Source organism: Rhizobium sp. CCGE531 (assembly GCF_003627795.1).
GTDB lineage: Bacteria > Pseudomonadota > Alphaproteobacteria > Rhizobiales > Rhizobiaceae > Rhizobium.
Map to the genome: position 1 here is coordinate 680,687 of NZ_CP032684.1, position 22,122 is coordinate 702,808.

The 22,122-nt window shown below is 61.8% G+C and carries 20 protein-coding genes; 9 read left to right on the forward strand and 11 right to left on the reverse strand.

The features are described 5' to 3' along the window. Nucleotides 1–105: 105 nt before the first annotated feature. A complete protein-coding gene (locus CCGE531_RS34725) occupies nt 106–501 on the reverse strand; it encodes a hypothetical protein (protein ID WP_245459061.1) in 396 nt (131 codons plus the stop codon). Between the two features lie 138 nt (nt 502–639). Between CCGE531_RS34725 and CCGE531_RS03410 the strand changes: the two genes are divergently transcribed. Then, a complete protein-coding gene (locus tag CCGE531_RS03410) occupies nt 640–996 on the forward strand; it encodes a DUF952 domain-containing protein (protein ID WP_120662922.1) in 357 nt (118 codons plus the stop codon). Next, nucleotides 993–2,081 (forward strand): quinone-dependent dihydroorotate dehydrogenase, encoded by a 1,089-nt coding sequence (locus CCGE531_RS03415; protein ID WP_120662923.1) that lies wholly within the window; start codon nt 993–995, stop codon nt 2,079–2,081. Before CCGE531_RS03410 ends, CCGE531_RS03415 begins: the two co-directional genes overlap by 4 nt. Here CCGE531_RS03415 and CCGE531_RS03420 read toward each other — a convergent pair. The 3 genes from CCGE531_RS03420 to CCGE531_RS03430 are packed head-to-tail and all read right to left on the reverse strand — an operon-like array spanning nt 2,057 to nt 4,194. Then, nucleotides 2,057–3,376, reverse strand: a complete 1,320-nt coding sequence (locus CCGE531_RS03420) for an MATE family efflux transporter (protein ID WP_245458964.1) — start codon at nt 3,374–3,376, stop codon at nt 2,057–2,059. The two genes, CCGE531_RS03415 and CCGE531_RS03420, sit on opposite strands and share 25 nt — an antisense overlap. A gap of 46 nt (nt 3,377–3,422) precedes the next feature. Continuing rightward, complete coding sequence (locus CCGE531_RS03425; protein ID WP_120662925.1) at nt 3,423–3,926, reverse strand: CAP domain-containing protein; 504 nt, start codon at nt 3,924–3,926, stop codon at nt 3,423–3,425. A 1-nt stretch (nt 3,927) separates the two neighbouring features. Further along, nucleotides 3,928–4,194 (reverse strand): DUF6460 domain-containing protein, encoded by a 267-nt coding sequence (locus tag CCGE531_RS03430; protein WP_120662926.1) that lies wholly within the window; start codon nt 4,192–4,194, stop codon nt 3,928–3,930. A gap of 143 nt (nt 4,195–4,337) precedes the next feature. Between CCGE531_RS03430 and CCGE531_RS03435 the strand changes: the two genes are divergently transcribed. Together CCGE531_RS03435 and CCGE531_RS03440 are read left to right on the forward strand one after the other, a co-directional pair. Continuing rightward, nucleotides 4,338–5,282, forward strand: coding sequence for a methyltransferase (locus tag CCGE531_RS03435; protein ID WP_120662927.1), 945 nt, complete (start codon nt 4,338–4,340; stop codon nt 5,280–5,282). Between the two features lie 107 nt (nt 5,283–5,389). Then, complete coding sequence (locus CCGE531_RS03440) at nt 5,390–6,025, forward strand: YitT family protein (protein WP_120662928.1); 636 nt, start codon at nt 5,390–5,392, stop codon at nt 6,023–6,025. A 24-nt stretch (nt 6,026–6,049) separates the two neighbouring features. On the opposite strand, the gene CCGE531_RS03445 is transcribed toward CCGE531_RS03440, so the two are convergent. Further along, nucleotides 6,050–6,241 carry a DUF2735 domain-containing protein gene (locus tag CCGE531_RS03445; protein ID WP_120662929.1) on the reverse strand — a complete coding sequence of 64 codons (192 nt, stop codon included), beginning with the start codon at nt 6,239–6,241 and terminating at the stop codon, nt 6,050–6,052. Nucleotides 6,242–6,684: 443 nt separating this feature from the next. Here CCGE531_RS03445 and CCGE531_RS03450 point away from each other — a divergent pair, with 443 nt between their 5' ends. Next, on the forward strand, nt 6,685–7,725 hold the full coding sequence (locus tag CCGE531_RS03450) for a glutamine synthetase beta-grasp domain-containing protein (protein WP_120662930.1): 1,041 nt from the start codon (nt 6,685–6,687) through the stop codon (nt 7,723–7,725). A 363-nt stretch (nt 7,726–8,088) separates the two neighbouring features. Here the strand turns inward: CCGE531_RS03450 and CCGE531_RS03455 are convergent, their stop codons facing one another. Both CCGE531_RS03455 and CCGE531_RS03460 read right to left on the reverse strand, forming a co-directional pair. Next, the gene (locus CCGE531_RS03455; protein WP_120662931.1) at nt 8,089–8,550 is read right to left on the reverse strand and encodes a carboxymuconolactone decarboxylase family protein; all 462 of its coding nucleotides are present in this window, start codon (nt 8,548–8,550) and stop codon (nt 8,089–8,091) included. A gap of 16 nt (nt 8,551–8,566) precedes the next feature. Next, a complete protein-coding gene (locus CCGE531_RS03460; protein WP_120662932.1) occupies nt 8,567–9,085 on the reverse strand; it encodes an Rrf2 family transcriptional regulator in 519 nt (172 codons plus the stop codon). Nucleotides 9,086–9,473: 388 nt separating this feature from the next. On the opposite strand from CCGE531_RS03460, the gene CCGE531_RS03465 reads away from it, so the two are divergent. Together CCGE531_RS03465 and pdeM are read left to right on the forward strand one after the other, a co-directional pair. Then, nucleotides 9,474–11,984, forward strand: coding sequence for a ligase-associated DNA damage response DEXH box helicase (locus CCGE531_RS03465; RefSeq protein ID WP_120662933.1), 2,511 nt, complete (start codon nt 9,474–9,476; stop codon nt 11,982–11,984). A gap of 81 nt (nt 11,985–12,065) precedes the next feature. After that, entirely contained in the window at nt 12,066–12,809 is a 744-nt protein-coding gene (gene pdeM, locus CCGE531_RS03470) for a ligase-associated DNA damage response endonuclease PdeM (RefSeq protein ID WP_205586468.1), read from the forward strand. 103 nt (nt 12,810–12,912) lie between these two features. Here the strand turns inward: pdeM and CCGE531_RS03480 are convergent, their stop codons facing one another. Beyond that, nucleotides 12,913–13,467: a dihydrofolate reductase family protein gene (locus tag CCGE531_RS03480; protein ID WP_120662934.1), complete on the reverse strand. Its 555-nt coding sequence runs from the start codon at nt 13,465–13,467 to the stop codon at nt 12,913–12,915. 113 nt (nt 13,468–13,580) lie between these two features. On the opposite strand from CCGE531_RS03480, the gene CCGE531_RS03485 reads away from it, so the two are divergent. Next, nucleotides 13,581–14,084 carry a helix-turn-helix domain-containing protein gene (locus tag CCGE531_RS03485; RefSeq protein ID WP_120662935.1) on the forward strand — a complete coding sequence of 168 codons (504 nt, stop codon included), beginning with the start codon at nt 13,581–13,583 and terminating at the stop codon, nt 14,082–14,084. Here CCGE531_RS03485 and CCGE531_RS03490 read toward each other — a convergent pair whose 3' ends face one another. From CCGE531_RS03490 to CCGE531_RS03500, 3 genes are all read right to left on the reverse strand, one after another. Further along, nucleotides 14,085–14,894 carry a TIGR02186 family protein gene (locus CCGE531_RS03490; RefSeq protein WP_120662936.1) on the reverse strand — a complete coding sequence of 270 codons (810 nt, stop codon included), beginning with the start codon at nt 14,892–14,894 and terminating at the stop codon, nt 14,085–14,087. It abuts the gene before it with no gap. After that, on the reverse strand, nt 14,891–15,814 hold the full coding sequence (locus CCGE531_RS03495; RefSeq protein ID WP_120662937.1) for a sulfite exporter TauE/SafE family protein: 924 nt from the start codon (nt 15,812–15,814) through the stop codon (nt 14,891–14,893). Before CCGE531_RS03495 ends, CCGE531_RS03490 begins: the two co-directional genes overlap by 4 nt. A 289-nt stretch (nt 15,815–16,103) precedes the next feature. Next, on the reverse strand, nt 16,104–19,787 hold the full coding sequence (locus CCGE531_RS03500; RefSeq protein ID WP_120662938.1) for a peptidoglycan-binding protein: 3,684 nt from the start codon (nt 19,785–19,787) through the stop codon (nt 16,104–16,106). A 479-nt stretch (nt 19,788–20,266) separates the two neighbouring features. Here CCGE531_RS03500 and CCGE531_RS03505 point away from each other — a divergent pair, with 479 nt between their 5' ends. Then, nucleotides 20,267–22,063, forward strand: a complete 1,797-nt coding sequence (locus tag CCGE531_RS03505; protein WP_120662939.1) for an acyl-CoA dehydrogenase C-terminal domain-containing protein — start codon at nt 20,267–20,269, stop codon at nt 22,061–22,063. Nucleotides 22,064–22,122 lie beyond the last annotated feature (59 nt).

A 22,122-nucleotide genomic window follows, 5' to 3' on the forward strand; every position in this document is an offset into this window, starting at 1 on the left:
TAATTCTTCAAAAAAAGGTTAACCGAGGCATTTTGGCGAGTAAAGACCGGCATAGGAATAAGGTCCTTTATCCCCGTGCTTTCATCATGCGGCTTTTCGCCGGCATCACGTCTTCTGCGGCAGCGGCTTGGTGTCCGGCTGCTCATTCTGGAATTCCTTCGCCATGCCCATGAAGCCGCGCATGAATTTCTGCATGATGCCGAGCGTGCGGTCGACCTCGGCATCACTGGGTAGGTTTGAGCCCTTGTTCGAGGCGACGGTCTTTTCCAGTTTCGTCACGCGATCGGCGAGGCGGTCGAGCTCGTCATCATAGGCGGCGCGCTCGTCGGCGGCCATGCGGCAGACAAGGTTGCCGCCCTGGTCCTGGCAAATGGACATGGCGCCCGTCTGCTTGTCGAGGCGGATGAAATGATCGCCGCTGCGCTCCAGCTGGAAGCGTGTCGCATCCGGTTCGGCTGAAAGAGCCGGTGTGGAGAGAAGAAAAGCAGCGGGCACAAGCATGGCTGCAAGGCCGATTTTCAGTTCCTTCGTCATGTCATCCTCCGGATTTTCTGCGTTAAACCTCAAATCCATCACGGAAACCGTGGACATGGGCTGATGTTTTCGTGCAAAGCCCTATCAGCACAGCTTTACATAGGGATGATGACCGCCATGCCAATGGTTTACAAGATCGTGCCGGATGCGCTCTGGCAGCAAGCCAGACAAACCGGCGTTTTTCATGGCGCGGCGATCGATCTGACCGACGGCTTCATTCATTTCTCCACCGCGAAGCAGGCAAGGGAGACGGCCGCACGCCATTTCGCAGGGCAGACCGGCCTGCTGCTGGTAGCGATCGACGGCGAGGCGCTCGGCGACAAGCTGGTGTTCGAACCCTCGCGCGGCGGCGATCTCTTCCCGCATCTCTATGCGCCGCTGCCGCTTTCGGCCGTGCTCTGGGAAAAGCCGCTGCCGCTCGGCGACGACGGCGCCCACGTCTTTCCGGAGATGGCGGAATGATCGGCGCCTTTCGCGATCTCGGCCGGCGCGGCCTGTTCCTGTTCGATCCGGAAACCGCGCACGGCATGTCGATAGCTGCGCTGAAATCCGGCCTCGTACCGGCCTGCCGCATCAGCACCGATCCTCGCCTGCGCCAGACCGTAGCCGGGCTCGATTTTGCCAATCCCATCGGCATGGCGGCCGGCTATGACAAGAATGCCGAAGTGCCGGAGGCATTGCTGAAGCTCGGCTTCGGTTTCACGGAGATCGGCACGGTGACGCCGAAGGCGCAGTCGGGCAATCCGCGCCCGCGCATCTTCCGCCTGGTCGAGGACGAAGGCGTCATCAACCGTCTCGGCTTCAACAATGAGGGCCATGAGGCGGCTTTCCAGCGGCTCAAAGCCATCCGCGGCAATGGCATCATCGGCGTCAATATCGGCGCCAACAAGGATAGCGTCGACCGCATCGCCGATTACGTCGCCGGTATCCGCCGCTTCTATTCGGTGGCGCGCTATTTCACCGCCAATATCTCCTCGCCGAATACGCCGGGCCTTCGTGATCTGCAGGCGCGTGAAAGCCTGTCGGCCCTTTTGTCGGCCGTGCTCGCCGCCCGCGACGAGGAAGCGGCGAAGGCCGGTAAGCTCATCCCCGTCTTCCTGAAGATCGCCCCCGATCTGACCGAGGAGGGCATGGATGATATCGCCGCCGAAACCTTGTCTCATGCGCTCGACGGTTTGATCATCTCCAATACCACGCTGTCGCGCGATGGCTTGAAGGATCAGCGGCAGGCCAGGGAGGCCGGTGGTCTTTCCGGCAAGCCGGTCTTCGAAAAATCGACCACGGTGCTCGCGAAGATGCGCCGCCGCGTCGGCGCTGCGCTGCCGCTCATCGGCGTTGGCGGCGTCTCGTCGGCGGAAACGGCGTTGGATAAGATCAAGGCAGGCGCCGATCTGGTGCAGCTCTATTCCTGCATGGTCTACGAAGGACCGGGACTGCCGGGCCGGATCGTTGCGGATCTCTCGAAGCTGCTCGATCGCGAGCGTGCCGGCTCGATCCGCGACCTGCGCGATGCCAGGTTGGATTACTGGGCGAACCGAAACGTCTGATCGGCTCGTTTCTTCAGGCCGATCGCCAGGAAGATGCCGCGAAACAGCAGGAAGGCGTTCATGGCCATCCAGAGGCCGTGATTGCCGAGCGTCGGCACGAAGACGGCGAGCGCCGCGAGGTATCCACCGAAGGATAGCAGCATCTTGTTGCGCATCTCGCGCGACCATGTGGCGCCGATGAAGACCCCATCCATCAGGAAGGCAAGCGCGCCGGTCAAGCCCGTAATCGCCGCCCACGGCAGATAGGTTTCGGCGGCGGTGCGCACCTCTTCGGAGGTCGTCAGCAGACGGATTATCGCCGGCCCGACGGTAAAGAAGAGGACGGCTGCGGCCAACGCCAGCCCGAAGGACCAGATGGCCGTCAGCTTCAGCCCGCGCTCGAAGGCTGGGCGATAGTTGGCGCCGATCGAACGGCCGGTGATCTGCTCGGCGGCATTCGCCAGCCCGTCGAGATAGTAGCTCGTCAGCAGGAAGAAGTTCATCAGCACCGCATTGGCGGCGAGCATGACGGCGCCGAAGCTGTTGCCGATGCGCGTCATCAGCGTGAAGGCGCCGATCAGCACGAAGGTCCGGATGAGGATATCGCGGTTGAGCGCGAAAAGCTGCGTGAGCTTGGCGCGCGAGAACAGTTCCGCGCGCGCCGGCCGTTCCTCGCCGGCAAAGCTGCGCAGCACGATCGCAAGCCCCAGCAGCATGCCGCTCGCTTCGCCGATCAGCGTGCCCCAGGCAACGCCGGCGACACCCCAGCCGAGCCGGAGGCCGAGCAGGATGGCGAGCACGATATTGACGCCGTTGATGACGGTCTGCAGCAAGAGCCCGATGCGGCCCTGGCCGCGGCCAAGCACGAAGCCGAGCAGTGCGTAATTGGCAAGCGCCGCCGGCCCCGAAAGCATGCGTATGGAGAAATAGGTGCGTGTCGCGTCGGCAATGCCGCCTTGCGGCCCCATCAGCTTGATGCCGATCCAGAGCAGCAGCGGCGACAGAAGGACGATCAGGAAGCCGCAGCCGAACGCCGAGATCAGGGCGCGCCAGAAGACTGCCTGCTGCTCGTGCCGGTCGTGGCGCCCATAAGCCTGGGCGGTCAGCCCCGTCGTCGAGGCGCGCAGGAAGTTGAAGCTCGCGAAAATGAGGTCGAAGAGTACAGCGCCTATCGCAAGCCCTGCCAGGGCGTTTGGCTCACCGAGATGGCCGACGACGGCCGTGTCGACAAGACCGAGCAGGGGTGTCGTCATGAAGCCCAGCGTCATCGGAAGCGCGATCGATAGCACGAGACGATGCGTCACGTCGAAGGGCATAACCCTCCGGCTCCCTTGCTGGATATCCATTTTACCTTACGCCTCCTCAGTTCGAGGAAAGCACCATGGACCAATAAGGCCTGCCGCCGGAAGAGGGGGCATAGGCGAGAGCGACGCCAAGGCCGTCATATTTGCCGAGCATATTGTGCAAATGCTTCGGCGAATTGATCCAGGCCGTCACGGCCGCGTTCGCGTCGCGCTGGCCTTCGGCAATGTTCTCGGCTGCCGGCAGCTTGACGCCGCTCGCCTTGACACGCTTGCCGAAATCGTCGCCGATGCCGATCAGATGCTCCATCTTGCCGGAATCCGCCATGCGTCGCGCCTGATAGACGGCGGCGGTACCGGCGGCGGTATCGATCTTCAATGGCGGCAGGCCGTTCTTGGCGCGAAGCGCATTGACGAGCGGCAGGGCGGAGGCGGTCTGGTCGCTGGCCGGGATATTGGAAACCCGGGCAGGCGGCGTGGCGCAGCTTGCGACGGATGCGGTGAGCGCAAGGGCGGCGAGACGCAGCGCATCGCGGCGCGTGCAGGTCAGTGTCTGGGAGGTCATGTCAGCGGCGATAATTGAACAGGCGGAGGATGATGAAGAGTGGAATGACAATGGATGCGCCAAGCAGCATATAGTCGCCGAATTCGCCGAGAGCAGCGAAGCCGCTGTGCCAGAGGTCGACGATGAAGCGGCGGAAGCCATAGAGGAAATCGAGCGGCCGCCAGCCGAAGAATTTCATCACGAAGCCGACGACGAGCGACACGATGATGAGCTTCACCAGCGTGCGGCCGGGCGAGTCGCCAAGGAATCTGTTCACCTGATCGGACATGCTGACGTCTCCATGATGGCAGTCGGTGGTGTTGAGATAGGGCCGAGGCCCGCGACTCGCAAGCACTTTTGCCTCTGCCTGAAATAGGACTTGAGTTTTTTTGTGGCCGCGTTCAAAGGCGAGCGTCAAACAGGATGAAACCCATGCTGCCGAGCCAGCTTTCCTCCGGCGATGTCATTGCCGACCGCCGCGCCGACTATGCGAAGATGCTTGCCGAAAGCGGCGAGCCGGCGAGCGCCGCCGAGCTGATGGAGCAGGCGCTGGAGCTGGTGCCGCGCTGGGCGGCAGGCTGGTTCACGCTTGCGGCCTATCGCGAGAAGGCTGGCGATGCGTCCGGCGCGATCGCCGCGCTGAACGAAGTGCTGGCGCTCGATGAGGGGGACGTCTTCGGCGCCCGCCTGAAGCTTGCGGTTCTCGGCGGCGCCGAGGTGCCCGACCAGCCACCGAGCCTCTATGTCGAGCGGCTGTTCGATGATTATGCCGACCGTTTCGAAACCTCGCTCGTCGAGAAGCTCGGCTATAGCGTACCCGGCAAGCTCGCGGCGCTGATTGTCGAGACCGCCGATATCCCAAAACATTTCCATCTCGCCGTTGATCTCGGCTGCGGCACCGGTCTTCTCGGACCGGAAATCCGTGCTCATGTCGATCGGCTCGAGGGTTACGATCTGTCGAAGGGCATGCTTGCCAAGGCGGCCGAGAAGCATGTCTACGATCATCTCGGCCAGGCCGATCTGTCGCTGGAGCCGGATCTATCCGGCGTTTTCGATGCCGGGCTGGCGCCGGGCCGCGCCGATCTGATCACCGCCGCCGACGTGCTGATGTATCTGGGCAATCTAAATGGCGTGGCGGCGATCGTGGACAAGCTTTCGGCCGATGACGCTATCTTCGCCTTTTCCGTCGAGGATGCGCAGCAGCCGGCCGGCTATGTGCTGCGCGATTCCCTGCGGTTTGCGCATTCGGAAGCCTATGTCAGGGGGATTTTGGCCGATCACGGTTTTGCCGTGCTGGATCTTACCCGCGACGTCATTCGCATGGATGGCGGAAAACCGGTGCACGGCATTCTGTTCATTACGCGTAAATCGGCTTGATTATTCGAATCTTGCGAATTTCAAATAGGTCAGCATTGCTTACATATTCTCGCTTGATTGTCGCCTGAGCTTTCAGCAAAAAAGCCCCGAAACACAGGGGAAAGCACATGGCGAACGCGAAGAGCGCTTTTGGCGTCTGGAATACGGCCGCGACCCGGCATTCATGGGCCGAGGACGTCCAGGGTATCGTTTGCGGCAGCGTGATTTCGTCGCTCGGGCTGTTTTGCCTTTCCAGCGCCGGCCTTTTGACCGGCAGCACCGCCGGCATCGCTTTTCTGCTGCATTACGCAATCGGCGTGAATTTCGGCCTGGCTTTCTTCGTCGTCAACCTGCCGTTCTTCTATCTTTCGCTGAAACAGCTCGGCCCGGCCTTCACCATCAAGACTTTCATCGCCATCGCGCTGACGTCGCTACTGACCAATCTGCAGCCGCTGCTCTTCGATGTGGCGCATATCAATGCGCTGTGGTCGGCGCTTCTCGGCGGCATCCTGCTCGGCTTCGGGCTGCTTGCGCTCTATCGCCATCGCGCCAGCCTCGGCGGCGTCGGTATTCTGGGGATCTATCTGCAGGAGCGGTTCGGCATCAGGGCAGGGCTGGTGCAGCTTGCGATCGATCTATGCGTGCTCGCGGTCGCTTTTGCGGTGACCACGCCCTTTGTGGTCATCTGCTCGGTGATCGGCGCCATCGCGCTCAATCTCTTCGTCGCGATCAATCATCGCTCGGATCGCTATATCGCTTTATGATTGGGCCTTTAGTCGGCGGGCGCCCTATTGCTTGCGGCCGGGATCGGTCTCGGTGATCGCTTCTTCATGATACCAACTGTCGAACGCAGCCGTCGCAATGGTCGGGCCGATGTCCGGGGTAAGGTTCACCTTCGGGCGTTGACCGGCCGCAACGGCGCGGGCCTTGACGGGAAACTGATAGATCTTTGCCGTTTCGCTTTGAGCACTGATTGCCATTCGATGTCTCTCCCTTTTGGTGTCTAAGCGGACGCGCTTAAAGAGACAGCTCACATATAGCAGAGTCGAACGCTGATTTCAGCATTTTGCTCAAAAAAAATGCTAAAGGTTGAAATTATAGGCAATTTCATCGTCCTTACATTGAATTTATCTAATATGCGCTGCTGATTTTCCGGGCTGGATCGAATTGGCGGCCTGCGACAAGTTGGCAGCTTTCGTCGGTTCTGCGGTTTACGACTCGAAAGGAATCCGGCGTTTAGCTCGCTGAAACCGGTAGAAAACCGGCTGAAACGCGAAATCTTTAACGGTCGTGCGGCATTTCCGAGCGATTTGGCACGGCAAATGCATCTCCCTTGGCAGCCGTTCGTAGTGAGGAATTTTCCGGCGGGCGCGCCGGGCCAAGTTTTTCCTACTTCGCCTGATTAACTGTTATGAGGTGCGTAATGACGAAATTTAAGCTCGAGTATATCTGGCTCGACGGGTACACCCCGGTACCGAACCTGCGCGGTAAAACGCAGATCAAGGAATTCGACGCATTTCCGACGCTCGAACAGCTTCCGCTTTGGGGCTTCGACGGTTCGTCGACGATGCAGGCCGAAGGCCGCAGCTCCGATTGCGTGCTGAAGCCCGTCGCCATCTATCCGGATCCGGCCCGCACCAACGGCGCGCTCGTCATGTGCGAAGTCATGATGCCGGATGGCGTCACGCCGCACGCTTCCAACAGCCGCGCCACCATCCTCGACGATGAAGACGCATGGTTCGGCTTCGAGCAGGAATACTTCTTCTACCAGGACGGCCGCCCGCTCGGCTTCCCGGAATCCGGCTATCCGGCTCCGCAAGGCCCGTACTACACCGGCGTCGGCTACAAGAACGTCGGCGATGTCGCCCGCGAAATCGTTGAAGAGCATCTCGACCTTTGCCTCGAAGCAGGCATCAACCACGAAGGCATCAACGCCGAAGTGGCCAAGGGTCAGTGGGAATTCCAGATTTTCGGCAAGGGCTCCAAGAAGGCCGCCGACCAGATCTGGATGGCACGCTACCTGCTGCTGCGTCTTTGCGAAAAGTACGGCATCGACATCGAGTTCCATTGCAAGCCGCTCGGCGACACCGACTGGAACGGCTCGGGCATGCACTGCAACTTCTCGACCAAGTTCATGCGCGAAGTCGGCGGCAAGGCCTATTTCGAAGCGCTCATGGCTCAGTTCGACAAGAACCTGGATGCCCATATCTCCGTCTACGGCCCGGACAACCATCTGCGTCTGACCGGCAAGCACGAAACGGCTCCGTGGAACAAGTTCAGCTACGGCGTTGCCGATCGTGGCGCCTCGATCCGCGTTCCGCATTCCTTCGTCAAGAACGACTACAAAGGCTACCTCGAAGATCGTCGTCCGAACTCGCAAGGCGACCCCTACCAGATCGCTTCGCAGGTCCTGAAGACCATCTCGGAAGTTCCGACGGCTGGCTCGGCTTCGGCTGCTGCCTAATCGTTTCCGTGCTTGGTTTGCCAAGCACAGTGAAATCAATGACGCGGGGTTTCGGCCCCGCGTTTTTCGTTTTTGTGCCTTGTTCTCGGGTTGTTAATGGCAATCGTCGCCCGGACCTTCGTGTGCCGTCGCTACAAACACCGAACCCGTCATCCTCGGGCTTGACCCGAGGATCCACACCCAAGGGGCGCCTATACGGTGAGGCGTTCACGGGCACTGTCTGAAAGATGCGCTCCCGCCGATGCTTGCCGGCGGCGTTTCTGCTGCGCTGACCTGCTTGCGCCTGGATCCTCGGGTCAAGCCCGAGGATGACGGAGCTCAGTGAGAGAGCTCCGTAACACAACGTGCTCAGAGAAAGTAGACTCAAGCACCCTTGCTAGCCGCGTCGACCGGATGCTGCGAGCGGAAGCCGACGGCAAGACGATTCCAGATATTGATCGTGCCGATCGCGACGGTGATCTTGACGATCTCCTCTTCGCTGAAATGCTGCTTCAGCGGCTCGAAATCGGCATCCGGTATGCCGGTCTGGGCGATCTTGGTGACGGAGTCGACCCAGCGGAGCAGTGCGCGCTCGCGGTCGTCGTAAACGGGCGATTCCCACCAGACGCACATCAGGTTGATCCACTGTTCGCTGAGGCCGTCGTGCCGGGCTTCCTTCACATGCATGTCGACACAGTAGGCGCAGCCATTGATCTGCGAGGCGCGAAGCTTGATCAGGTGGATAAAGCGGGGCTCCAGGCCGCAGGTCTGGACGAAGTTTTCCAGCGCAACGACGGCCTTGTAGGATTCGGGCGAGGCTTTGCCGAAATTGAAACGAGGATGCATGGTCTTCTCCTTGGGTTCAAGTTCTTGAAGGTTCAGCTTTTGTCTTGCGTTCATGAAGCGCGAGAAAGGCGCAGCCTCTCGCGGCTATGCCGCCATCCGTATCCGCGTCAGTCAGATCGGTCAGGATGTCGGCGATGCTCGTCTTGGCCAGTTCGGCCCGGTAGGCGCGCTCGGCCGCCAGCATGACGGCGTTGATGCCGCAGGGCTTGGCGAAATAGCGCCCCGGCAATGGGTTCGGTCCGCGCTGACGGATTTCGGCGCAACGAAACGCCGGGGCAGGGCCTTCGGCGGCGAGCACGATATCGAGCAGGCTGATCGCCTCCGGCTTGCGCGCCAGCCGGTATCCGCCCTTCGGCCCCGGCACGGTGTCGAGAATGCCGGCACCCGAAAGCGCCTGCAGATGCTTCAGAAGATAGCTGACCGAGACACCGTGAAATTCCGCAAGGGCAGCCGCCGAAAGCACGCCGCCATCGGACAATCCCGCCAGCATGCCAACGCAATGGATGGATTGTTCGACACCGTCTCCGAGCTTCATTTCTTTGCCTTTCAAATCATGGATAATTTTTATCCGTGATTATTTCAAGAGTCAATTGTTTTTGAGGCGAGGGTGTATTTGGCGTGAAGTCGGAATATGCCGAGCCTCTGATACCCCCCTCTGTCACTATCGTGACATCTCCCCCACAAGGGGGGAGATTGTTTGGAGTTTGGCGCAGCACTTCAACAAGCATCACGTTTTGGTCTCTGCGGATGCAATGTTTGTTTGAGGTGAGCAGGTGCCGCGGGCTACCGATCTCCCCCCTTGTGGGGGAGATGTCACGACAGTGACAGAGGGGGGTACGCACTCTCCACGAACACCGAACCCAACGATGCGAAGGCAAGCATCCGCCGCTTCTCATCCGCTGCATATCCATTACATTCAGCCTATGGACCAGATCGACCCGGAGCACTCTCTTGCCCTGCCTTCCCCCTTCACCCGCTGGTTTGCGGAAAAGGGCTGGCAGCCGCGCGCCCATCAGCTCGAACTACTCGCCCGCGCCGAGGCGGGCGAAAGCACGCTGCTGATTGCGCCGACGGGCGCGGGCAAGACGCTCGCCGGCTTCCTGCCCTCGCTCACCGATCTCACCCGGCGCGGCAAGATCCCGCCCGGGTCGGCCTTCACCGGCATCCATACGCTCTACATCTCGCCGCTAAAGGCGCTCGCGGTCGATATCGAGCGCAACCTGATGAAGCCCGTTTCGGAAATGGGCCTGCCGGTATCGGTCGAAAACCGCACCGGCGATACGCCCGCTGGCAAGCGGCAGCGCCAGAAGCTCAATCCACCCGATATCCTGCTGACGACGCCGGAGCAGGTGGCGCTGCTGCTTGCCAATCGCGAGGCCGAACGCTTCTTCAAGGATTTGAAATACATCGTCTTCGATGAATTGCATTCGCTCGTCACGTCCAAGCGCGGTCATATGCTGTCGCTTGGCCTTGCCCGCATCCGCAAGCTTGCCCCTCGCGTCCAGACCATCGGTCTTTCGGCGACGGTCGCCGACCCCATGGACCTGCAGAAATGGCTGGTGGCGCAGCAGCCAGAGGAGGAGCGCCATGCCGGCCTCGTCATCGTCGAGGGCGGTGCCAAGCCCGACATATCGATACTCTCAACCGAGCAGCGCATCCCCTGGTCCGGCCACTCCGCCAAGTATGCGATCCTCGATATCTATCGCGAGCTGAAGGCGCATCGCACCACGCTGCTCTTCGTCAACACGCGCTCGCAGGCCGAAATGCTGTTTCAGGAGCTGTGGTCGGCCAACGACGACAATCTGCCGATCGCGCTTCATCATGGCTCGCTCGATGTCGGCCAGCGCCGAAAGGTCGAGGCGGCCATGGCTGACAATAGGCTGCGCGCCGTCGTCGCCACTTCGACGCTGGATCTCGGCATCGACTGGGGCGATGTCGATCTCGTCATCCATGTCGGCGCGCCGAAGGGAGCGAGCCGGCTTGCCCAGCGCATCGGCCGCGCCAATCACCGCATGGACGAACCGTCGAAGGCGATCCTGGTGCCGGCCAATCGCTTCGAGGTCATGGAATGTCAGGCCGCTCTCGATGCCAATTATATCGGTGCGCAGGACACGCCACCGATCGGCGCCGGCGCACTCGATGTTCTGGCTCAGCATGTGCTCGGCATGGCCTGCGCCGAACCCTTCGACATGCTTGAGCTCTACGACGAGGTGCAGAGTGCCGCCCCGTATGCCGATCTTTCCTGGGAGACCTTCGAGCGCATCGTCGATTTCGTTGCCACCGGCGGCTATGCGCTCCGGACTTATGAGCGCTATGCCCGCATCCGCAAGACGGAGGACAGGCGCTGGCGGGTCTCCAATCCGCAGGTCGCGCAGCAATATCGCCTCAACCTCGGCACGATCGTCGAAGAGGCGATGCTGAACATCCGCATGGTGAAGCGCAATGCGCTTGGCTCGCTCGGAAGAGGAGGTGCGCCGCTCGGAAAGGTCGAGGAATATTTCGTCGAGCAGCTCTCGCCCGGCGATACCTTCCTCTTTTCCGGCAAGGTGCTGCGCTTCGAAGGCATCCGCGAAAGCGAATGCCTGGCGTCGCAGGCCTTCTCGCTGGATCCGAAAATCCCCTCCTATGCCGGCGGCAAGTTTCCGCTCTCCACCTATCTCGCCGATCAGGTGCGGGCGATGATTGCCGATCCCGACCGCCGGCACCGCCTGCCGGATCAGGTGCGCGACTGGCTGGAAATCCAGAAGGACAAGTCGCTGCTGCCGAAGCGCGATGAGTTTTTGATCGAGACGTTTCCGCGCGGCAGCCGCGCCTACATGGTCGCCTATCCTTTCGAGGGGAGGCTGGCGCACCAGACGCTCGGCATGCTCCTGACCCGAAGGCTGGAGCGCGCGGGCGCCAAGCCCATGGGCTTCGTCGCGACCGATTATTCGCTCGGCATATGGGGTCTGGAGGATATGGGGCTGATGATCGCAAACCGTCGCCTCAGCCTTTCCGATCTCTTCGACGAGGACATGCTTGGCGACGATCTCGAGGCCTGGCTCGCCGAATCCTTCCTATTGAAGCGGACCTTCCGCAATTGTGCCGTGATTGCCGGCTTGATCGAGCGCCGGCATCCCGGCAAGGAAAAGACCGGCCGTCAGGTGACCGTCTCGGCCGACCTGATCTATGATGTGCTGCGCAGCCACGAGCCCGACCACATTCTGCTGCAGGCGACGAGGCAGGATGCGGCGACGGGGCTTTTGGATATTGGCCGTCTTGCGGATATGCTGAAGCGAATCAAGGGCCATATCACCCATCGCGCGCTGGACCATATTTCCCCGCTCGCCGTGCCGGTGATGCTGGAAATCGGCAAGGTGCCGGTGCCGGGCGAGGCTCACGATGTCCTGCTTGCCGAAGCGGCCGATGACCTGATCCGCGAGGCAATGGAATAGAGTATGATGCCGAGCCGGTAGGCGGCATGGCGCCGTATTCGGACGCGCGCCGTGCGAACAGGCGAATGAGGATGGACTGACGTGATCAACCGGCTGGCGCTGGCGCGGGACTTGAATGGCCAAGACGGCGGTGGACGTGCGTTCGCCGCGGGCGTCGAAACCGTCGTTCAAGGCGTGGCCGCCGTCTGCGATCCGATGGGTGCGCTTTATCTGCCTGATGGCGGCATTCTTGTCGTCTCCGATCTGCATCTCGAAAAGGGCGCGGCCTTCGCCCGTCGCGGCATGCTGCTGCCGCCCTATGATACGTTGGCGACACTGACCGTGCTTGCCGCTGTCATCGGCCGTTACGATCCGAAACTCGTCGTCTCGCTCGGCGACAATTTCCACGATCGGATCGGTTCGCAGCATCTGCCGGAAGAGTTTCGCAGCCTGATCGTCAACATGGCCCGCGGCCGTGAATGGATCTGGATCAACGGCAATCACGATCCGGACGGCACGGTCGATCTGCCTGGGCACTCGGTCGACGAGATGCATTACAGCGGATTGACGTTCCGCCATGAACCGAAGGCGGGACGGCAGGCCGGCGAGGTCGCCGGCCATTTGCACCCCTCCGCCACCGTTCGGCGCCGTGAGAAATCGGTGCGCCGCCCGTGCTTCGCAACGGACGGCGCCCGCCTGCTGATGCCGGCCTTCGGCGTGATGACCGGCGGCCTCGATCTTCGCCATAAGGCGATGGTGGGCCTCTTCGAGCGGGAAAGCCTGATCGCCCACCTGCTCGGCCGCGACCGCATCTATTCCGTGCGATTCGGCAACCTGTCGGCTTAGCGCAATTCCAGGAAAAGTGCGTAGCGGTTTTCCGTCCGGAATTGCGCGAAACCAAAGAGGTAGAGCGTTTCAGAGATTCCGTGAAAAGCTGAACCGCTCTACGCTACTTCGCGGGTTCGTAGCGCAGGACGACGGCCCCGGTCTTGAGGGGCGTGGAGTCGATGAGCTTCATCGGCCGCTGTTCCCCAGCCGGCTTGAAATGTGGATTGCCGGCGCCAAGCACGACCGGAACAAGGCAGATGCGGATCTCATCCACCAGCCCCGCCTTGAGCAGCACATCCGTCACCTCGGCGCTGCCGAAGACGAACATGGTCTTGCCGGGTTCTTGCTTCAGTCTCTTCGCTTCGGCGGCAATATCGCCGACGACGCGGGTATTGTTCCAGTCCGCCTTGTCGAGCGTCCGCGAGGCGGCGATCTTGGCGATGCCGTTCATATAGGCGGCGATGTCGGGTGTTTCCGTCGCGGTCGGCCAATAGGCGGCCATGCCTTCATAGGTCTTGCGGCCGAAGATCAGTAGGTCGCCTTCCTTGCCTAGCTCGGCCGCATAATGTTCCAGCTCGTCGCCCCAGGCGAGCATGTGAAAATCGAGGTCCCAGGGCTTGGTTCCCTCGAAATAGCCGTCGAGCGTCATGAGATTCCAGATAACGAGCTTCCTCATCACTTTTCCTCCGTCGTGATAACCATATCATAATTGAAACTGGTTGCTAAAAGCAAGCAGTTGCAAACTAGTCAGACTGATGGCAAAATGCAAGTGGTTTTTTGGAGATTATCATGGACGCGCTGCATCGTTCTGGCTGCCCGATCAATCTGACGCTGGAAATTCTCGGCGACCGCTGGAGCCTGATCGTCATCAGGGACATCATGTTCGGCAACCGCCGGCATTTTCGCGAGTTGCTGCAGAAGTCGCAGGAGGGGATTGCCTCCAACATCCTCGCCGATCGCCTGAAGCGGCTGGTCGAGCGCGGCCTGTTGACCCGCGAGGATGATCCGACCCACAAGCAGAAGGCCATCTATAGCCTTACGGAAATGGCGATCGATCTCGTGCCGCTCTTTGCCCATATGGGCGCCTGGGGCCGCAAGCATCTTCCGGTGTCGGAGGAACTGTCGATCCGCGCTGAACTCCTGGAAAATGGCGGTTCGAAGCTCTGGGAAGATTTCATGGAAGAACTGCGCGCCAAACATCTCGGCAAGGTGCTGCCGCCCGGCACGCCCTCGGTGCTCGGCCGGCTGACGGAAGCCTATCTCGAGGTCGCCAATCGCAGGAAAAGCGGTTGATCAGTTCTTCCGGAACATGAAGCTCGCACCCCATCCGGTGACGAGCGCCAGCAATACGGAAAACACACCATAGGCGATCGGCTGCTGGTGCGCGGCATCGGTAATGGTCTGTTCTATGCCTGTTTTGATGACGCGCAACGGCAGGGATTTCTCGCTCAGGAACTTGCCGCTCTTGAAGAGATAGGCCCGCACCGTGTGCACGCCATTCGGCACATCGGCGGGAATTCTGAGCGTCGCCTTGAAAAGCGAGGAGCTGACGAAGCGCACGCCGGCCGGGTCGCTTTCATAGAGGCCGCCTGTTTTCTGCAGCCGCCGGAAAGCATTGCGGAATTCCGGTACGTCCCCGACATTGCCGACGAAGCCGAGCGGCGTCAGCGGAATATGGTCGACGCCGATGCCGCGATCGCTGAGTTCGAGCGGCGTGGTGATATTATCGACAGCGCGCGTGCTTGAGAGCGAATAGGCTTCCGGCACATGTTCGAACGTCATCGAGCGGGTATTGACCCAGATGCCGAACACCCGCTCCTTCCGGCGCACCGTGGCGTTTTCGCGCGGACCCTCCAGCACGACGACGATGTCATATTGGCCGATCGCCAGAAGCAGCTGGTCGGTATTGGACAAGGCGCCGAAAATCGTCAGATCGGCGCCGGTGAAATCGGAGGTGATGGCGATCTCGCTCGTCGAGGTGCCGATTTCCATCGTCTCTCGCGCCGTGGTCGAGGTCGTCGGCTGGTCGAGCATCACCTGCGCCTGTCCGGCAAGCGGGGCAAGCAGCACGGTCGCGGCGATGAGCAGTCCGAAACCTCTCATCGGCTCAGGCCTTCCATGACGACCGAATAGATGTCGGCCGGCGTCACCACCAGGGCGATCGCCAGGCGAAGGCCGACGGCAAGGACGAGCAGGCCGAGCAGGGCGCGCAATTGCTCGCCGCGCAGCCTCTGGCCGACGCGCACGCCGTATTGCGCGCCGATCACGCCCGCCACCATCAGCAGGAAGGCCAGTATGACGTCGACGGAATAATTGGTGGCCGCCTGCACGATGGTGGTGAAGGCGGTCACGAAAATGACCTGGAACAGCGAGGTTCCGACGACGACATTGGTCGGTACGCGCAGCAGATAGATCATGGCAGGCACGAGGATGAAGCCGCCGCCGATACCCATCGGCGTCAGCATGCCGACGAAGAAGCCGAGGCCGATCACCGGAATGGCGCTGAGATAGAGCTTGGATTTCTTGAACCGCAGCTTCAGGGGCAGTCGCTGGACCCAGTTGTGATGGCGCGGCTTGCCGGTCGAGGGCGGCAGTTTGCCGGCTGCCCGGCGCATGGCCCGCACGCTCTCCCACAGCATCAGCGTTCCCACGGTGCCGAGCAGCAGCACGTAGATCAGGGAAATGATCAGGTCGATCTGGCCGAGTCGGCGCAGCAACACGAACAGCCATAGACCGAATGTCGCGCCCGCCAGACCGCCGACAAGCAGGATCGCGCCCAGCTTCAGGTCGAGCGAACCGCGGCGGAAATGCGTGAGCGCGCCCGACACCGAGGAGGCGACGACCTGGTTGGAGCCGGTGGCGACCGCGACAACAGGCGGGATATTGTAGAAGATCAGGAGAGGCGTGATGAGGAAGCCGCCGCCGACGCCGAACATGCCGGAAAGAAACCCGACGGCGGCGCCCATGCCGAGAATAATGAGGATATTCACCGACAGTTCTGCGATCGGCAGATAGATCGTCACGCGCTGTTCCCACCTGCAGGCGGCCGATGGCCGAACCTGAACCATTTTCCCCTTTAAACGGCGGATTCTAATCTGAAATCCTTGCCAGAGCCTTAGGAAAAGCCGTGTCGTTCCAGTTTTCGAATAGCCGGCCTCACTCTAGCGCGGCTTTTTCCGCATTTCTGTGACGTTGCGTTCGGAGGGGAAGAATGGCGTGGAGCAAGGTTGTGGGAGCCCTGCCTATCGAACATGCCGGCGTGGTCGCACCGGCATGTTCGATAGGCTGATTTTCGTAAAGAGCCGCTAAGGCCTACTTGTTGCGGGCCAGAAGCTCCTTGACCACGTGATCGGTCACCCGTCCGTCCGGCGGCAAGCCCACGGATTTCTGGAAGTTCTTCAGGGCGGTCACGGTCTTGTCACCCATGGCGCCATCGGGCGCACCGGCGTCGAAGCCGTTTTTGTTGAGGATGGCCTGGATATTGCGGATGGCCTTTTTCATGTCGATGGAGGCCGTGTTCACGCCCTTGCCCGTGGTCCATTCGTCGGGAATGTCGGTGCCGTTGGCCTTGGCATCGGCCGGCTGTGCCTTCCAAAGGTCGACCTTTGCGCGAGCGCTTTCGAGGTCGGCGGGCTTCATGGCATTGGCAACTTCGTCCCGTTTCTGGGCGGCGTCCTTGTCGCCGCTCCTTGCGGCGATCGCGAACCACTTGTAGGATTCCTGCAGGTCCTGTTTCACGCCGTTGCCGCGTGCATAGAGGATCGCGAGGTTGAACTGGCTGTCGGAAACGCCGAGATCGGCGGCGCGGATAAACCAGCTTGCGGCGGAATCATAGTCCTGCGGTCCGGCCGTGCCCGAAGCGTAGAGGACGGCGAGATTGTGCATGGCGCTGGCATTGCCCTGATTGGCCGCCTGCTCGTAATATTGCTTGGCCTTGACGAGATCGCGATCGACGCCGTTGCCCTTCTCATACATGCTGGCAAGGCGGTACTGCGCGGGCGCATAGCCCTTGTCGGCCGAAAGCTGATACCAGCTTGCAGCCTGTTTCATGTCAGCGGCAACGCCGCGGCCATCCGTATAGCGTGCGCCGATTTCGAAGAGTGCCACGGGGTCGGCCGATTTGGCGGCTGCGACGAGCGATGGCGGCTGGATGCCGTCGGCCACCGTGATCTCGGGCGCCGTCGGGGTAGCAACGGGAGCCGCGGCGGCCTTGTCCGGCTGGACGAAAGCAGCCGCCTGTTGTGCGGGCGCGCTGTCGGCAGTGGATAAGGTCCCGCCTACCGCCTGATTGCCGTCGAGCGGCGCTGCTGCCGTCAGGCGATCGATTGCAGGCGCAGCCGCCGGATTGGCGGGCGCGGTCGCGGGTTGCGTGTCAGCCGTCTCGGTCGAGAGCGCCGGTGTTGCGGCCTGGTTTACCGCAGGCTGCTGATTGTTGTCGGCCGCGTTCGCAGCCGCGACGACGCTGTTGCCTGCGGCATTGGCCGGCGGCGCGATCATCGTGGAGATTTCGGCGGGCGGAGGTGCCTTGTGGCCGCGTGTCAGCGTGTTGACCAGCGGGAAGGCCATGATGGCGAGAAGTGCCGCACCGACGGCCAAGAGGATCGGCCGGCGGAAGCGCGAGAACGCGCCGCCTTTTTTCGCATCCTTCTTGGAGGCGGGAGCCGAGCGCTGCGTCTGGTCGATTTCCATGGCCGCCGCCTGCGCGGCGCGCCGGGCTGCCGCGATATAGTCGGCCCGCTCGTTTTCGGTCGGCTGGCGCGCGTTTCCGCTACGCGACGCATTTTGGCTGGCGCGCACGCGCTCGAGGATCTTCTTGATGTCGGGCGCGCCGGAGCCCGGTTCCAGCAATTCGTTGGCCTCTTCGCCGGGCATCAGGTCGGCCGGATCGATCGACGGCGCCTGCGCGATCACGGGGCGGTCCGGCGGGAAGATCGGCTCGGCCTTTTCCGGCGTGAAGAAGCGCTTGCCGAGGCTGACGAAGAGGCTGGCCGTGCCGCCCGTCTTGGCCGCGGCTTTGATTTCAGCCTTCGTATTGGCCTCGATCGCCTGTGCGACCACGGCTTCGGAGGAGATAGCGGGTTCGGCGGATGCGACCGTGCGGATAATCGGCCCGGCCTTCTGCTGTTGCGCGGCCATCGGCGGCTTTATGGCCGGAGCATCCTCTTCGGCGAAGAGGTCGCTTTCGAATGCCGCAGCCGGCATGAGCGGCGCCGGCCTGCGATGTTCCATGTGGTCGAGCCGATCGGCGATCTGCAGCAGAGTATCGTGCAGCGCTTCGAAGGTGCGGTGCGTGCGCTCGTCGCTGGCGCGGCTGATGTCCTCGAGATGGCGAAGGTCCTCGGCAAGCGCAGTCAGCGCGGACATGTCGGCGGCATGCCCGCCATTGCCCGTCATGCCTTGGCGCGAATAGGCCTCGACGACGGCTTCCGCCGCATGGCGTGCCGCCTCGATGATGTATTCGTCGTTGGTCGCCATATAGTCTTCGATCGCGCCCATCCGGCGGTCGAAGTCTGAGGGCATGTGATCGGCGACAGCCCGGGGCTCGTTCGTCAACAATGTCGAGAGGTGGGCGATCTGCTCTTCGAGACTGCGCAGCGCCTGCGTATCCGTGGGCGGCGCGGCCGTGCTGGCCTCCAGCCGTGCCGCAATCTCGGAGAGGCGTCCCTCCAGCCGGCGCACTATGCCGTCGTCGATGCCCGCGGCCGGCACCGGTGGATGAAAATCCATCTCGTCGATGCGGCGGGCGAGATAATCCAGCCGGTCCGCCAGTACGTTGCCCACGGACCCATGTTCCAGCGCATCGATCTTGTGGGAGATGTCGGCGAGGTAGCTGACGAGTTCCGGCTGCGGTGCCGCCTTCTGCGAGCGCTCCATCAGATAGGAGAGCTGGTCCAGGCGTTCCTCGAGGCGGGCGACGGTCTTGGCGCTGCCCAGCTCCTCGATACGCATGGCGAGCGCTTCGAGCCGGCCCGAAAGGTCGTCGGCCGGTTGGCGCCGCGCCGCATCGCGGCCCATCAGGTCGATCTGGTCGGCAAGGCCGCTCAAGCGGCCTTCCAGCCGTTGCATGGCCTGGTCCTGCGGCTGCATCATGCTGCCGAAGCTCTCCATCGCGGTCGCGATCGTCAGCAGCTTGTTTTCCAGCGCATGCACGGCAGGGCTGTCGTTCATGCCGCCGAGCTGCTGCTTGATGTCGTCAAGGCGATAGGCGAGCGAAACGAGTTCGTCCTGCAGGGCCGTCGTATCGATCGCCTTTACCTGGCGCCCGACGTGATGCAGGGATTCTTCGCGGGCGAGGCCATCCATCAGCGAGCGCAGCTCGTCGAATTCGGCTTTCAGGCCGGCGGTTTCCGGCTGACCGGCGAGCTGGCTGATGCTGTCGGCAAGCCGCGCCATGTCTTCGCGGACATCGGCGACGAAATGCTTGTCCTCGGCATTCTCGCGAATATCGCGGATTTCGGCGCGCAGGGTGTTGACCTCGCGGGTCACGCTCTCGGCGATGTCGCGCTTCAAATCCTGACGAAGGTTCACGAGCGCCTGTGCGATATCGACGGAATTTTCGGCGGAAGGGCGCGTTGGCTGGCGCTGGGCATGGGAATCGAGCGGCCGCCGGGCCGGCTGTGGTTCGGCATGTGCAACGTCCTCGCGGCGGGCCTGCAGCCGCTCGCGGTTTGCTTCCAGCGCGCGCTGACGCTGACGGATCTCGGCAAGCGGATCGGAGCGAAGGTCGCTCTCGTTGCGTTCGTTGCGCTGTGGGCGTTGTTCATGGGGTCGGCTGGGGAGCTGCTCGCGTTCGCTGCGCGGCGGCATCCGCGCCGCTGCGGCGGCGCGTTCGGGTGCGGGCGCATAGCCGGCGACGGCGCGCTGGCGCGTATCGCGCGAGGCGGCCGTGCCCATCAGCCCCTCGATGCGCGCTTCCAGTCCTTCGATCGTGCGGCTCAGAGCATCCAGCGACGCCCAGTCGCCCGTGCCGGTAGGATTTGATCGCGATCCGCTCATATCTTTGCTCGCTTCGAACTATGGACCACCCGGGCCAACATGCTGACGGAAAGAAGACGTCGTGGCTTTGCCGCACCGCCCGCATCCCACCATTCGGAAAGGGATAAATGTATTGGCTTTCCTCAAACCGAGCTGCAGGACCGCGCGTCTTCAAAGGATAAGCGGAAGAAACGCGAAGCACTGCTGCTCAACTCGTACAATTTACGAAACGTGGTAAACAACTCGTTAAGTTTGTCGGAAGTCTTAACCTTTTATTTCGGTTCTGCTGTCTCATGGCCCGATATTCTTGTGAGCGGGTAGTACCTGCCGCGTGTCGGAGAGGGGTTCGCATCGCGTGCGTATCGGTTGTTTTCTCGATCGCCTTCACCAAAATTTCAACATGCGTTCTAAATTTGACGTTTACGCAAACGTCAATATTTTGTAAGGATAGCCAGCGGCCGGAATCTGAGGTCCGGCGGCGAATTGGAGGAATTCGAAATATGCCAGTCTACAAGGCCCCGGTGAACGATACGCTCTTCGTCCTGAACGATATGCTCGGGCTGGAACGCTACAACAATCTCCCGGGCTATGCCGATGCTACGCCCGACATGATCGAGGCGATCGTCGGCGAGGCGGCCAGGATGGCGGAAGAGGTGCTTTTCCCGCTCAACTATTCCGGCGATCAGGAAGGTTGCGTGCGCCATGACGACGGCACGGTCTCGACGCCGAAGGGCTTCAAGGAAGCCTATCGCGCCTATCGCGAGGGTGGCTGGCTGGGTCTCGCCGTGCCGGAGGAATATGGCGGGCAGGGGCTTCCCTATGTGCTGCACTGCGCCGTCGGCGAATATACCTCCGCCGCCAACATGTCGCTGATGATGTATCCGGGCCTGACGCAGGGCGCGATCGCCGCCATCCTCGTGCACGGCTCCGACGCGCAGAAGCAGACCTATCTTCCGAAGATGGTCGAGGGCACCTGGTCCGGCACCATGAACCTCACCGAGCCGCATTGCGGCACAGATCTCGGCCTGCTGCGCACCAAGGCGGTTCCGCAGGCCGACGGCAGCTACAAGATTTCCGGCCAGAAGATCTTCATCTCCGCCGGCGAGCACGACATGACCGATAATATCGTCCATCTCGTTCTTGCCCGCATCGAAGGCGCGCCCGAGGGCACCAAGGGCATCTCGCTGTTCATCGTGCCGAAGTTCCTCGTCAAGGAAGACGGTTCGCTCGGCGCGCGCAATCCGGTCTCCTGCGGTGCGATCGAGCACAAGATGGGCATTCACGGCAACGCCACCTGCGTCATGAACTATGACGAGGCCACGGGCTTTCTGATCGGCGCCGAGAACAAGGGCCTCAACGCCATGTTCGTCATGATGAACGAGGCGCGCCTCGGCGTCGGCCTGCAGGGCCTCTCTGTCGCCGAAATTGCCTATCAGAATGCCGCCAACTATGCCCGCGAGCGCATTCAGGGCCGCTCGCTCTCCGGCCCGAAGGCGCCGGACAGACAAGCGGATCCGATCATCGTCCATCCCGATATCCGCCGCTCGCTGATGACCATCCGCGCCTTCAACGAGGCCGGCCGCGCCTTCCTGCTCTGGACGGCGCTGAAGTCCGATATCGCCCATCGCTCCCCGGACGAGAAGGAGCGTCAGTCGGCTGACGATATCCTCGGTCTGGCAACGCCGATCCTCAAGGGCGTCATGACCGACAAGGGCTTCGACCATGCCGTCATGGCGCAGCAGGTCTTTGGCGGTCACGGCTATATCGAAGAACACGGCATGAGCCAGTATGTCCGCGATGCCCGCATCGCCATGATCTATGAAGGCGCCAACGGCATCCAGGCGCTCGATCTCGTCGGACGTAAATTGGCGCTGAACGGCGGCCGCGCCGTCATGGCTCTGTTCAAGGAGATCGGTGATTTCTGCGAAGAGAACCGCAATGATGAGCAGATGTCTTTCTACACCAAGCATCTGAAGAAGGGCTTGAACGATGCCCAGGCCGCGACCATGTGGTTCATGCAGAACGCCATGGCCAAGCCCGACAATGCCGGTGCCGGCTCGACGGACTACATGCACCTCTTCGGCCTCGTCATCCTCGGCTATATGTGGGCGAAGATGGCGAAGGCGGCGCAGACAGGCCTTGCGGGCGACGACAGCGCGCGCGCGGATTATCTGAAGAACAAGCTTGTCACGGCGCGGTTCTACATGGAGCGCATCATGCCGGAAACGGCACTGCGCAAGGCCCGCATCGAAACCGGCGCCGACACGATGATGGAACTGGCGGCGGAAGCGTTTTGAGTTTTACCTTCTCCCCCCGGGGGAGAAGGGGGAATTCGCGGCTTTGGTCGCTATATACT